The 12,627-nt window shown below is 66.6% G+C and carries 7 protein-coding genes; 4 read left to right on the top strand and 3 right to left on the bottom strand.

Annotated features, from left to right (window positions below):
- Positions 1–37 precede the first annotated feature (37 nt).
- Together OSH05_RS04065 and OSH05_RS04060 are read left to right on the top strand one after the other, a co-directional pair.
- On the top strand, positions 38–1,231 hold the full coding sequence (locus OSH05_RS04065; RefSeq protein WP_104217455.1) for a CaiB/BaiF CoA transferase family protein: 1,194 nt from the start codon (positions 38–40) through the stop codon (positions 1,229–1,231).
- Positions 1,232–1,236: 5 nt separating this feature from the next.
- Positions 1,237–2,007, top strand: a complete 771-nt coding sequence (locus tag OSH05_RS04060; protein WP_104217456.1) for an enoyl-CoA hydratase/isomerase family protein — start codon at positions 1,237–1,239, stop codon at positions 2,005–2,007.
- Here OSH05_RS04060 and OSH05_RS04055 read toward each other — a convergent pair.
- Positions 1,994–3,880, bottom strand: coding sequence for a sigma-54-dependent Fis family transcriptional regulator (locus tag OSH05_RS04055; protein WP_104217457.1), 1,887 nt, complete (start codon positions 3,878–3,880; stop codon positions 1,994–1,996). The two genes, OSH05_RS04060 and OSH05_RS04055, sit on opposite strands and share 14 nt — an antisense overlap.
- 248 nt (positions 3,881–4,128) lie before the next feature.
- Between OSH05_RS04055 and adh the strand changes: the two genes are divergently transcribed.
- Positions 4,129–5,649, top strand: coding sequence for an aldehyde dehydrogenase (gene adh, locus OSH05_RS04050; protein ID WP_104217458.1), 1,521 nt, complete (start codon positions 4,129–4,131; stop codon positions 5,647–5,649).
- 110 nt (positions 5,650–5,759) lie between these two features.
- Complete coding sequence (locus OSH05_RS04045) at positions 5,760–6,155, top strand: DUF779 domain-containing protein (RefSeq protein WP_104217459.1); 396 nt, start codon at positions 5,760–5,762, stop codon at positions 6,153–6,155.
- Between the two features lie 91 nt (positions 6,156–6,246).
- Here OSH05_RS04045 and OSH05_RS04040 read toward each other — a convergent pair whose 3' ends face one another.
- Both OSH05_RS04040 and OSH05_RS04035 read right to left on the bottom strand, forming a co-directional pair.
- Positions 6,247–10,527, bottom strand: coding sequence for a translocation/assembly module TamB domain-containing protein (locus tag OSH05_RS04040; RefSeq protein WP_104217460.1), 4,281 nt, complete (start codon positions 10,525–10,527; stop codon positions 6,247–6,249).
- The gene (locus tag OSH05_RS04035) at positions 10,527–12,452 is read right to left on the bottom strand and encodes an autotransporter assembly complex protein TamA (RefSeq protein ID WP_104217461.1); all 1,926 of its coding nucleotides are present in this window, start codon (positions 12,450–12,452) and stop codon (positions 10,527–10,529) included. The genes OSH05_RS04040 and OSH05_RS04035 overlap by 1 nt, the downstream gene beginning before the upstream one ends.
- Between the last annotated feature and the right edge of the window lie 175 nt (positions 12,453–12,627).

Here is a 12,627-nt window from a genome sequence, read left to right as displayed (position 1 = left end):
CCGCACCGATCGCCCGCTTGCTCCAAGGAAGGCTGACATGGGAATCCTGTCCGGATACCGCGTTCTCGACTGCTCAATCGCCATGGCGGGGCCGTTCGCTGCCCAGCGCCTGGGCGATCTCGGCGCCGATGTCGTCAAGGTTGAGCCGCTGGCCGGCGAGTGGCAGCGCCATGTCGCGGCGGGCGGCGCGCGCGGCAACAAGGTCAATGTGTCGTTCCTGTCGCTCAACCGGAACAAGCGCTCGCTGGCGGTGGACCTGAAGAACCCCGAGGGCAAGGCGGTGCTGATGGAGTTGGTGAAAACCGCCGACGTTTTCCTGCAGAACTACCGCCCCGGCGTCGCGAAGCGGCTGGGCGTCGATTATGAGAGCCTTTCGAAGATCAATCCGAAGCTCGTCTATGTCTCGATCTCGGGCTATGGCGAGGACGGTCCCTACCGCGATCGTCCGGGCCAGGATCTCGTGCTGCAAGGCATGTCCGGCGCGATGCTGTCGGCCGGGCGGGCCGGCGAGCCGCCGAATGCGGCCGGGCAATATCTCGTTGACGCGATCACCGCCTACACCGCCTTCGAGGGCGCGCTGGCGGCGCTACTGCACCGCGAGCGCACCGGCGAGGGCCAACTCGTCCAGGTCAACATGCTGGACGCGATCACGACAATCCAGATGCAGGAGCTATCGGTCTTCACGGTGGCGGGCAAGCCGCAGACCCGGTCGGCCGAGCCGCATGCCCATGTCTATATCCGCGCGCCTTATGGCGCGTTCGCCACATCGGACGGCTTCATCATCGTCTCCTTCCCGAAGCTCGCGACGCTCGGCGCGGTGATCGGCGAGGAATCGTTCCTGGCCATGGATGACGAGGTCGACACCTGGACCAAGCGCGACGAGATCTTCGCCAAGACGCGCGAGAAGCTGAAGACCAAGACATCCGAAGAGTGGCTGGCGCTGCTGCGAGCGGCCGACATCTGGTGCGGCCCGGTCTATGGCTATGCCGATCTGGTCGAGGACGAGCAGATCCAGCACAACGGCACCTTCGTCGAATATGACCACCCGACCGAAGGGCATGTGAAGACGCCGGGCTTCGCGATCAAGTTCTCGAAGACACCATCCGTCGTCGAGCGCGGCGCGCCGCTGGCCGGCCAGGACACGCGTGCGGTGCTGCAAGAGGCTGGCTATGACGCCGCCGCGATCGACAAGCTGCTCGCGGACGGCGCCGTGGCACAGGCGAAGGACTGAGCGCCATGACCGAGGATATCCGCTTCGAGGTTGACGGCGCCGTCGCCACCATCACGCTGAACCGGCCGCTGAAGCTGAACGCCGTCACGCCCGAAATGGCGAAGGCGATCGTCGCGGCCGTCGAGGAATGCAATGAGAGCGACACGATCCGCGTCGTGATCGTCACTGGCGCGGGCGAGCGTTCGTTCTGCGCGGGCTCCGACATCAAGGAGCTCGACACCTACGAGACGCCCTGGCAGTTCCGCAACCGCTCGGATTATTGCGACGCGATCCGCAAGCTGCTGAAGCCGACCATAGCGGCGGTGAATGGCTATGCCTTTGGCGGCGGGCTCGAGACGGCCATGAGCTGCGATATCCGCATCGCGTCGGAGAATGCCCAGTTCGCCGCGCCCGAGATCAAGCTCGGCTGGATCGGCGGCGGCGGCATGGCGGCCTTCCTCTCCCATTCGGTCGGCGCCTCCAACGCGGCACTCATGCTGATGACGGGCGATCCGATTTCGTCGGAGAAGGCGCTGGCCTGGGGCCTCGTCTCCGAAGTCGTACCACAGGCCGAACTGCTGGCTCGCGCCCGGACTATTGCCGGGATCATTGCCAGCCGCGCCCCGATCGCCGCCGAAACGGCAAAGCTCAACCTCCAGGCAGCGGTCTCCATGCCGCTCGACAAGGCGATCGAATACGAGCGCGACCTCCAGACGATCTGCTTCGCCACTGACGACGCCAAGGAAGGACGCGCTGCGTTTAAGGAAAAGCGGCAACCGACATTCAGGAGGCGGTAGCTCCCTTGCCGCCGCGCCAGATCAGCCGGCGGTAGAGTGTCGTACGATCGATGCCGAGCCGCCTTGCGGCGAGCGAGACATTGCCGCCGGCTGCCTCAAGGGCATCCTGCATCGCCACGAGCGTGACCTCGGATAGCGATGGCTCCGTTTGAGCTTCGGCCTTGGCCGGCGAGGCAAACGACATTGGCGAGCCGGCGGCGATTTCCGCCGGCAGCGCATCCGGCGGCAGGGGGCGGCCGGGCTCGGCCAGCGCGATCAGCGCGCGCAGCATGCCGGTGAGCTGGCGGAAATTGCCCGGCCAGTCATAGGCGGCGAGGCGTTCCAGCGTCTCCCCGGCCAGAGTCCCGCCCGACAGTTCGCCGCCGAGCGACTCCCATGCGGATTTTACCAGCGCGCGCCGATCCGGGAGATCGCGCAACGCCGGCAGCTCGACGACATATTGCGCGATACGGAAATAGAGATCGGAGCGGAAGGCGCCGCTGGCGACGAGCTCGGTGAGCGGGCGATGCGTGGCGCAGAGCAGGGCGAAATCGACCTTGACCGGCACGCCGCCACCAAGCGGCGTCACCTGTCTGTCCTGCAAGGCGCGCAGGAGCCGTGCCTGCAGGGCGAGCGGCATGTCGCCGATCTCGTCGAGAAAGAGGATGCCGCCTTCCGCCTGGCGCAGCAGGCCGCTGCGGCCCTGCCGGCGGGCGCCGGTAAAGGCGCCTTCCTCATAGCCGAAGAGCTCGGATTCGATCAGGCTTTCGGGGAGCGCCGCGCAATTGACCGCAATGAAGGGCTTGTCGGCCCGGTCGCTCATCGCATGGACGCGCCGCGCGAATACTTCTTTCCCCGCTCCCGTCTCGCCATGGACCAGCACGGGCACGTCGGCGGCGACAAGGCGGACGGCACGCGCCAGCGCCGCCTGCGTGGCGCCGTTGAAGAAAGGCTCGATCTCGCCGGCAGAACGCCGGAGGTGCGGAGCTAGCGAGCGCTGCGGCAGCGTTTCGGCATCGAAGCGACCCAGCAGCGTCGTGCCCGAGCGCATACGGATTGAGCCGATCTCGCCGCCCGGCGCGATCGGCTCGAACAGTTCGTCGAGCCGGACATGGTCGATTGCTTCCCAGCCGAGCTTCAGGGATTGCAACCCATGCCGGTTGGCCGCCACCAGGCGATCTTCCTCGAAGACGAGGATCGCCTCGCTGGCCGTTCCGATCAACTCTGCATCGCTGTGGAAACGCAGCACGCGGCGACCCTCGAGGTCCCGGTCGAACAGTCGGTGCTCGATCTGCTCCACCGCGAGCCGCACGAGGCCGAGCGCGTGAACATGGCGGACGGCCGCGTGGCCGGACATGTCGAGCACGCCGACCAGGTCGCCTCGGGGATCGAAGATCGGCGCGGCGGCGCAGGTCAGGATCCGGTGCGGCTCGAAGAAATGCTCCGCGCCATGAACGCCGATCGGACGCCGCTCGACCAGCGCCGTCCCGATCGCATTGGTTCCGATCGCGCTTTCGTTCCAACCAACGCCGGGCCGGAGCGCCACCCGCGCCGCGCGGCCTGCGAAGTCGGAATTGCCGACCATGTCGAGCACGAGACCGTTGGCGTCGGTCAGGATGACCACGCTGTCGGTCAGCCGCGCTTCTGCCCTGAGCGCCGTCATCTCCGGACGCGTAATGCGCCGCAGCCGCTCGTTCTGATCCTGGACCCGCTTCAGTTCCGCCGCGCTCATCACGCCGATGCGCGGCCGTTCTCCAATATCGAGGCCGTGGGTCGCGCAGCGTTGCCAGGAACGGAGGATCGGCTCGGCGACAAGTCCTTGCGGGACATCGCCTGTGCCGAAGAAGCGGCGGCGCGCGATTTGCAGAGTATCGCCGCTCGTCTGGATCGTCATCGGCCGTTCCTCCCGGCATGTTGCTTTCTGCAACAGGTGTTGCGGCAAGCTCCAATCCTTATCGCAGACTGTTGCACCGATTTTTCAGACTCGTCCATAGCCGAGGCGGGCCCCGCCCGGCCGCCGCCAAGACAGGCGTGAACGATCATATGCTTACCGTGCTGCAGCAAAGATTGACGCGGTGCAAAGCCGGCAAATGGCACGGCGGCTGCTGAGGTGGAGGGGCGTGTTCACCATGGGAGGAAACCATGAACAAGCCCGAATTCCTCGGCGCCAAGACCAAGTCGCCGTTCAAGCCGCGTTATGAGAACTTCATCGGCGGCCAGTGGGTCGCGCCAGTGGCCGGCCGCTATTTCGACAATTCTTCGCCGATCAACGGACAGAAGATCACCGAGATCCCGCGTTCGCAGAAGGAGGACGTCGAACTCGCGCTCGACGCCGCCCACGCCGCCAAGGTCGCCTGGGGCCGCACCAGCGTTGCCGCCCGCGCGCTGATCCTGAACCAGATCGCAGATCGCCTCGAACAGAATCTCGACCTGCTCGCGCTGGCCGAGACCTGGGACAATGGCAAGCCGATCCGCGAGACGACCAACGCCGACATCCCGCTTGCGGTCGATCATTTCCGTTATTTCGCCGGCGCGATCCGCGCGCAGGAAGGCTCGCTCTCCGAACTCGACCACGACACAGTCGCCTACCACTTTCATGAGCCGCTCGGCGTCGTCGGTCAGATCATCCCGTGGAACTTCCCGATCCTGATGGCGGTGTGGAAGCTCGCGCCGGCGCTCGCCGCCGGCAATTGCGTGGTGCTCAAGCCGGCCGAGCAAACCCCGGCCTCCATCCTTGTCCTGGCCGAACTGATCGCCGATCTGCTGCCGCCCGGCGTCCTCAACATCGTCAACGGCTTCGGCCTCGAGGCGGGCAAACCGCTCGCCTCGTCGAACCGCATTGCCAAGATCGCCTTCACCGGCGAGACGACGACCGGCCGGCTGATCATGCAGTACGCCAGCCAGAACCTCATTCCCGTGACGCTGGAACTCGGCGGCAAGTCGCCGAACATCTTCTTCTCGGACGTGATGGCTGCCGACGACGATTTCTTCGACAAGGCGATCGAGGGCTTCGTGCTGTTCGCTTTCAACCAGGGCGAGGTCTGCACCTGCCCGAGCCGTGCTCTGATCCAGGAAGATATCTACGACCGCTTCATGGAGCGGGCGCTGCCGCGCATCCGCGCCATCAAGCAGGCAAGCCCGCTCGATGATACGACCATGCTGGGAGCCCAGGCCTCCAGCGAACAGCTTGAGAAGATCCTCTCCTATATCGACATCGGCAAACAGGAAGGCGCCGAACTCGTGATCGGCGGCGAACGTGCCGTGCTCGAAGGCGATCTTGCCGGCGGCTATTACGTCCAGCCCACCGTGTTCAAGGGCCACAACAAGATGCGGATCTTCCAGGAGGAGATCTTCGGCCCGGTTGTCTCGGTCACCACCTTCAAGACCGAGGAAGAGGCGCTCGCCATCGCCAATGACACGCTCTATGGCCTTGGCGCCGGCGTGTGGACGCGTGATGCCAATCGCGCGTACCGCTTCGGCCGCGGCATCGAGGCCGGCCGTGTCTGGACCAATTGCTACCACGCCTATCCGGCCCATGCGGCCTTTGGCGGCTACAAGCAGTCGGGCATCGGCCGCGAGAATCACAAGGCGATGCTCGACCATTACCAGCAGACCAAGAACCTGCTCGTCAGCTACAGCCCGAAGAAACTCGGGTTCTTTTAGTAGCTGACCGAGAGTCGGCGGATTCCCCCGAATCCGCCGACGCTTCGCCGGGCCGGACGTCTGTGCCGGCCATCCAGGCAGCCACCCCATGGAACGACAGGAGGGCCGCGATGAGCTCGTTCATCCCCCGCGTCACCGGCACGCCCGCCGCTATCAACCTCCTCCGCACGCTGCGGCGGGAACATGGCGACATCCTGTTTCACCAGTCCGGCGGCTGCTGCGACGGATCCTCCCCGATGTGCTTCCAACTGGGAGATTTCATGATCGGCGACCAGGACGTCCGGCTCGGCGAAATCGACGGCGTGCCCTTCTTCATGAGCCCGTCGCAGTTCGACTACTGGAAGCACACCCAACTGATCATCGACGTCGTTCCCGGCCGCGGCGGCATGTTCTCGCTGGAAAACGGCACGGAACAACGCTTCCTGACGCGCTCACGTTTGTTCGAAGACGTGGAGCTGGATCGGTTGGAGCCGATTGCGGCCGGCCCTGATCTAGCTCCAGTCTGATCGCCCTTTCGGATCGATCCTCCTCCCGGACGGTCTCCCTTGACCGGTGAAGCGCGCATTTTTCCGCTTCGCCGGTCTTGTTTTGGCCGGTTCAATAATCCCACTGCGCGCCGACGCCGAGTTCGCCCGCACCGTCGGCACCTGCCGCGCCCTGAAGGCGGATGTTGCGCGTTATGTCGACATCGACCGTCACCTTGCCGGACGACGCGTTCGGCCCCTGTCGGGCGCCGACATAGACCCGGTCGTTGAGGCGCTTGCCGATGCCGACCTGGCCGGTGGCGTCGACGTCGAGCGAATCGACGCCCAGCGAACGGCGGACGCTGTCCAGCACGCCAGGGCCGCCGCCAGAGAATTGGGCTATGGCCTGAGCCACTTGGATCGCCTGGCTGGCATTCAGCGTGCTGATCGACTTGCCGAACAGGATTCGCGACAGCACCTCGTCCTGCGCGAGGCTGGGCGTCGACGAGAAGCTGATCTGCGGGGCCGAGGCGGTGCCGGAGACGATGACCTCCGCCGTCACGTCGCTTGTCGTCGTCGATGCCGTGAAGTCGATGGTTGGATCGGTCGAGCCGCTGAAGCCGACCGTGCCTTCGGTGAAATCGAGGCGGCGGCCGAGAATGTCGAAACGGCCGCGACGGAGATTGAAGGCGCCGAGCGTCACCGGGCTCGCCGTCGTGCCGCGAACCGTCAGATTGCCGGCGAATTCGGCTTCGATGCCCATGCCGCGGACGAAGACCGCGTTGGGCGCGGCGAGCGTTAGGTCGAGATCGGCGACGAAGGCGGGTGCGGCTCGGCCGTTGCTCGTGGCGGCGGCGCGGGCTTTCGCCTTGGCGCGCAGGCTCGTATCGGCCAGCGTCTTCTGGCCGCCGGTGTTGATGTGGCGGACCTGCAGCGGATCCAGTCCCCCGGAGATGCGGTCGGGAATGTTGATGTCGAGGCGGCGAATGTCGAGACGGCCGCCGATCTTCGGGCGCGTCGCGATCGGACCTTCGATGGTGATATGGCCATCGCTGACCATCGAGATCAGCGCGCTGGAGAGCAGGGCCGCGCGGTTGAGGCGGATATCGATCGACGCCGGGAAGCCCTGCGCCGCGTCAAGGCCGATACGGCCGGAGCCGGAAAGCGAGCCGCCCTGCGGGGTCTGCGCGGTGAGGCGGGTCACCTCGAAGGCGCGATCCGTGCCGGTCAGCACGGCCTCGATGTTGGTGAGGGTCACCCCATTGACGGAATCGACAAAGGTCGCGCCGGTAACGCGTACCGTTCCGGAAGCGGCTGGCGCGGCGGTGGTGCCGCGGATGGCGGCGTCAACGGTGGCCTTGCCGCGAACCGTCGATCCCGAGGCGGAAAGTGCCGTATTGGCGATCGCGAGGTCGATGGCGCCGGCGATGCGCAGATCGAGGTTACCGGCGCCGATCGGGGCCGAGCCGCGAATGGTGAGGCCGGACAAGTTGCGACCATTGATCGAGGCATCGACATTGACCCGACCGCCGCCAAGCGTGCCGCGCGCGGCGATGTCGAACGGTCCGGCGCCCTGCTTGGCGATCTCGGCCGTCGTGAGGCCAGCCACCCGGAAATCGTAATTGCCGGAAGGGCTTGCGGCCGTCCCGGTGATGCGGGCGGTGCCGGAGAGTGTGCCCTTGATGTCGAGAGTGGGGGCGGCGATCGCGGCGATGGCGAGCGGCAGGTTGCGAATGTCGGCGGTCAAATCGAGGCTCTGGCCGGCGCGGCCCGAGATCGTGGCGCCGCCGCCGCCAGTCGCCAGCACCAGGCGGTCGATCGCAACTTCGCCCTTGGCAATCGTGATGTTGGCGGGGGAGGAGAGGGTGACGACCGCCGGGCCCTTGGCAAGACGAAGCTGGTCGAGCCGGATCCGCGTCGTGCCGGCCGATGGCGCGACATTGGCTTTGGCGGCGATCGATGCTCCCAGGAACGCCGTGTCGAGCGTGATGTCGGTGGCGCTGCCCGCGCTCTTCGCAGTTATCGTTGCTGATTCAATACGTTGCGAAGCGGTGACGAGGCCCGACAATGTCGCCTTGCCGTCGAGAACGGGCGTTCCTGCCGGGTCGAGGACGCGCCCATCGATGTCCGCTTGGTCGAGCCGGTTGCCGGCAAAGGCGATGTTGCGCGCCGTTCCGTTGACGGCGACGCGCTGGACCCCGTTCGGGGCATCGAGCACGACCGTCGCGTCGAGACGGCCGGCGATGTTGGTGAGGATCAGCGCCGAGAGGTCGGAAAGATCGGAGGCGGCGACGGTGAAGCGGCCGGTGGCTATACCGCTCGCTAGGCTTGCGCCGCCCGTCGCCCGGACGCCGCCAATGGCAAAATCGAGGTCGTCGATGCGCTGGCCGCCGGTTGTGGTGGCGAAGCGCGCGCTGCCCTTGGCCGGCTTGTCGGCGATCTGGCCGTCCAGGGCGATCGTGCCGGCCGGCGCATGAGTGAGGTCAGCGAGGTCGACGGCAAGCCGGAGATCTTCGATCCGCTTGTCCATGGCGACGGCCGAGGGGATGTCGATCGTCCCCTTGAGGCCGAGGGCGTCGAGGCCACCAGAGAAGCGCAGTTCGGCATTGGCGCCTCCACTGATGCGCGGGTCGAGCCGCTTCAGATCGGCGAGCGCCAGCTTTGCGGTCAGGTCGGCGGTCGAACGTTCGATGGCGCCATCGACGGCGAGGTCGAGCCCGTCGGCGGAGAGCTTCAGGCCGCTGACGCGGATCGAGCCATCGGCCGAGCGCGAGACGCCGCCCGCGATCCGGCTCTCGCCCTTCAGGAAGCCGTCGGCAATCGCGACACCGGTAGCGACGTCGCGAGCGGAGCCAGAAAGATCGAGCGAGACAGCGGAGAAGTGCTCGCCCGTATCGATCTTGCCATCGAGCGCGATGGTGCCGGAGAGCGGCCGGCCGGCGAGCGCGGCGAAGGCGGCGAGGTCGAGCCGCGGCAGATGCAGCGCGCCCTCGACGCCGGTGGCGCTCGCCTTGCCGGAAAAGGCGAGGTCGAGTGGGGCGAGCTTCACCGATGCATCGGTGATCGCGGCGCCGGAAGGGCCGAGCGCGCCGGCAAGGTCGAAACTCGCCGTGCGGCCGAGCGCTTCCATCACCTGGGCGTCGTCGGAGGAAAGGCCGCTCGCGGTGCCGGTGGCGGTGAAGCCGAGACCGTCAGCCTGGGGCGCCGTCTTGACGGCGAGGTCGAGGCGTTCGGCGCCATAGCCATGGCCGGCAAGACCCGTCGCCGCCAACTCGGCATCGACCGCTGGGTTGGCAAAGGCGCCGTTGACCTTGGCGTGCAGGCGCCAGTCCTTCCAGGCGACGCCCGGGGCGAAGCTGGCGAAATGCGAAGCATCGCCGCCGACGAGGTCGAAGGCGACATCGGCGGTTTTGGTATTGGGGTCGACCGTGCCGACCAGCGCGAGACCGAAACCGGCGGCGGAGAGGTTCAGCCCCTCGATCGTCGCGAGATTGTCCGCGCCGATCACGGCGGAGCCGTTCAGCGTCGTCTCGCCGGAGAGGAGCGGACGGATACTGGCCGGCATCAGGCCGCCGACGCTGCCCTTCAGATCGAGCATGACGCGCCGGCCGCCATCGACGGCACGAACAGCGCCGGTACCACCCAGGCGACCCGCTGCACCGGCATCGAGCGCGAGACTTCCGTTCCAATCGTCCAGTGGGGCACTGCCCTTGACGGAAAGCGACAGCGCCGGCAGGCCCTCGATGGCCGCGAGACGAGCCACCAGCCCGCCCTCCGGCTCGGAAGCCGTGACGTCGAGGTCGAGAATATCCTTGCCGCCATCCGGGGCATAGCGCGCCCGGCCCTTGAGTTTGCCGGGCGCATCGCGGCGCGTCAGGGCGAAATCGAGCGCCAGCCCCTCGGCCGGGTCGACCAGCCGGGCGGAGGCGGTCAGCCCGAGCGTCGCGGGCATGCCGACGACCGCCTCGCCGATGTCGATCGTCGCAATGTCGAGCTTGCCGAGCACGACGCGGATCATCGGCAGGCCGCCGGAGGATGCGGCCGAAGGAGTTGAGGCCGGGAGCACCGGCTGGCGCGAAATCGCGACGCGGTCAGCCGAAAGCGTGTCGACATTGACCCTGCCGCCGATCAGCGCCAGCGGGCTCCAGGCGAGGCCGAGATTGTCGATCTCGCCAAATGCTCCCTGGCTGTCGGCCAGCGTGATGCGGCCGATGCGCATGTCGGACGGCACGAAGCCCGAAATGTCCTCGATCGATACCGTGAGACCATCCCGGCTGGCGAGCCCGCTCGCGAACGAGGCGAGCATGCGCTTGCCGGGCCCCGTCTGGATCAGAGCGAAGAGGACCACGACGCCGAGGACGATGGCGACGAAGAGAATGCCGAGGGCGGCGACGATCTGGCGGGCGATACGCATCAGAAGGCCTGTCCGAGGCTTAGATAGACGCCGTAGCCGCGCTGGTCCTCGCCGCCGCTTACCGGCACGGCGAAATCAAGGCGAAGCGGTCCAACGGCGGAGTAATAGCGCAGGCCCAGTCCGGCACCGACGCCGAGCTGGTTCAAGTCCGGCGTTTCGGCGGCCGAGGCCGTGCCGACATCGACGAACGGCACGACGCCGATCGTGTCGGTGATCTTGATGCGCGCCTCGGCCGAGGCGGTGACGAAGGAAAGGCCGCCGATGATGTCGCCATCGGCGTTTTTCGGGCTCTGCGACTGGTAGTCGAAGCCGCGCAGGGTGCCGCCGCCGCCAACATAGAAGCGCCGCTGCGGCGGCACGTCGGTGAGGCTGGCGCCGAAGATCGATCCCGCGGCGACGCGGCCCGCCAGGATGTAGCGATTGTCCTCGTCGAGCGAGTGATAGGCCGAGAACTGACCCTTGGCCATGACCGGCCCGGCGCCGGCATCGCCCAGATAGACAAAGGGCTCCAGCGTGCCCGAGGCACGCAGGCCGCGGGTCGGATCCAGCACATTGTCGGTCGTGTCATAGGCCAGATCGATCGGGACGCCGAAGATGTTGTAATTGTTGGTACCCGAGCTGTCCTGGACCTGCGAGGCTTCGAGGTCGAGTCCGATGCCGCCGGAAAGCTGGTCGTTGAATGTGCGCCGGACATTGGCGGTGAAGGTGATCGCCTCGCGGATATAGGCGTTGGTCACTTCGCGCAGCACGGCCGCCTGCATCAGGAGGTCGTCCTTCGGCGTCAATATGCCGGGTTTGCCGAAGCTGACCATGAATTTGTAGCCAAACGGATCGGCATCCGGCACGGAGCTCGGCAATTCGCTGGCATAGGAGACCTGTCCGTCGAGGCGCAGCGTCTCGGCGCCGCCGAAGAGGTTGCGGTGGCCCCAATAGACATTCGCCACCGCGCCGTCCGTCGTGCCGTATTTGGCGCCGAAGCCGACATAGCGCGGCTTACGCTCGGTCACGTCGATATCGATCGGCAGCCGGCCCGATGGGTCTAGCTGCTCGCCCTCGATGATGCGCACGCCCGAGATCGCTTCATATTTGAGCAGCGCCTTGCGGGTCTCGGCGATCTTCTGCGGCGTGAACATTTCGCCCGGCTCGATCCGGACCCGTTCCTCGACGAAGCTCTTCTTCAACTTCTCCGTCCCGGTGACCGTCACCATGCCGAACTGGACCGGCCGTCCGGTCGCGATGAGATAGGTGACGTCGACGGTGCGGGAGGCATGATCGGCGACGATGTCCTTGTCGACGATCTTGGCGAAGGCATAGCCGCGGTCGCGATAGAAGGTGGAGATACGGCTCTCGGCCGCCAGAATGGCCGAGGAATCGGCCGCATCCCCGGTCTGCAGCCCCAACTGGCGCCATGTCGGCACGTCGGCGAGCGGCTTGTGCTTGTCGGCGTCGAGCAGTTCGATGGAGCCGAAATGGAACAGCGGGCCCGGGTCGACGGTGACATCGACCGGCACGGGACCGGCGGCGCGCGCCGCCTCGATCGCGGCCAGCGCGTTGGGCGCGGTCACGGGGACGCCGGCGACGCGGATGGTGATCGTCCCGCCATAACGCGCCTCGCCGTAAAGTGCGGCGGTGATCAGATCGACATCGGAGGCCGCGCGGCGCAGCAGCCCGGCCGCGCCGGAAGGCGGCGTGCGGCGGAGCGACAGGAGGTTGGACGCGCCACGCACCGCGTTGCGGACCGATCGGTCGGCGTCGACGACGTCGATCGTCAGCGCATAGGGCACCGCATCAATGACGGGCTCGGTCTTGCCTCGACCGAACAAGCCGCTGAACTGGTCGCCGATCTTGTCGAAGAAACTGTCGCCTTCGACGGCGAAAGCGCTCTGGGAACCGAGGGCGACGACGGCAAGGCCGACCAGCGCCATCCGCCCGCGCTTCGGATTGCGTCGTCCTCCAGGGAATGGCAGCCTCGAATTCGCCAACGGAACGCCTTACTCGTACGCCTCTGCTCGATGCTTTCTGCCTTCCCTATAGAACGCAGTTTCATGTGTCATCGAGGTTAATTTCGGGTTCCTTGCGACGATCAAACGTCGCCGCCAA

It is taken from the genome of Kaistia algarum (assembly GCF_026343945.1).
Classification (GTDB): Bacteria; Pseudomonadota; Alphaproteobacteria; order Rhizobiales; family Kaistiaceae; genus Kaistia; species Kaistia algarum.
This window is presented reverse-complemented; position numbering and strand designations above follow the sequence as displayed.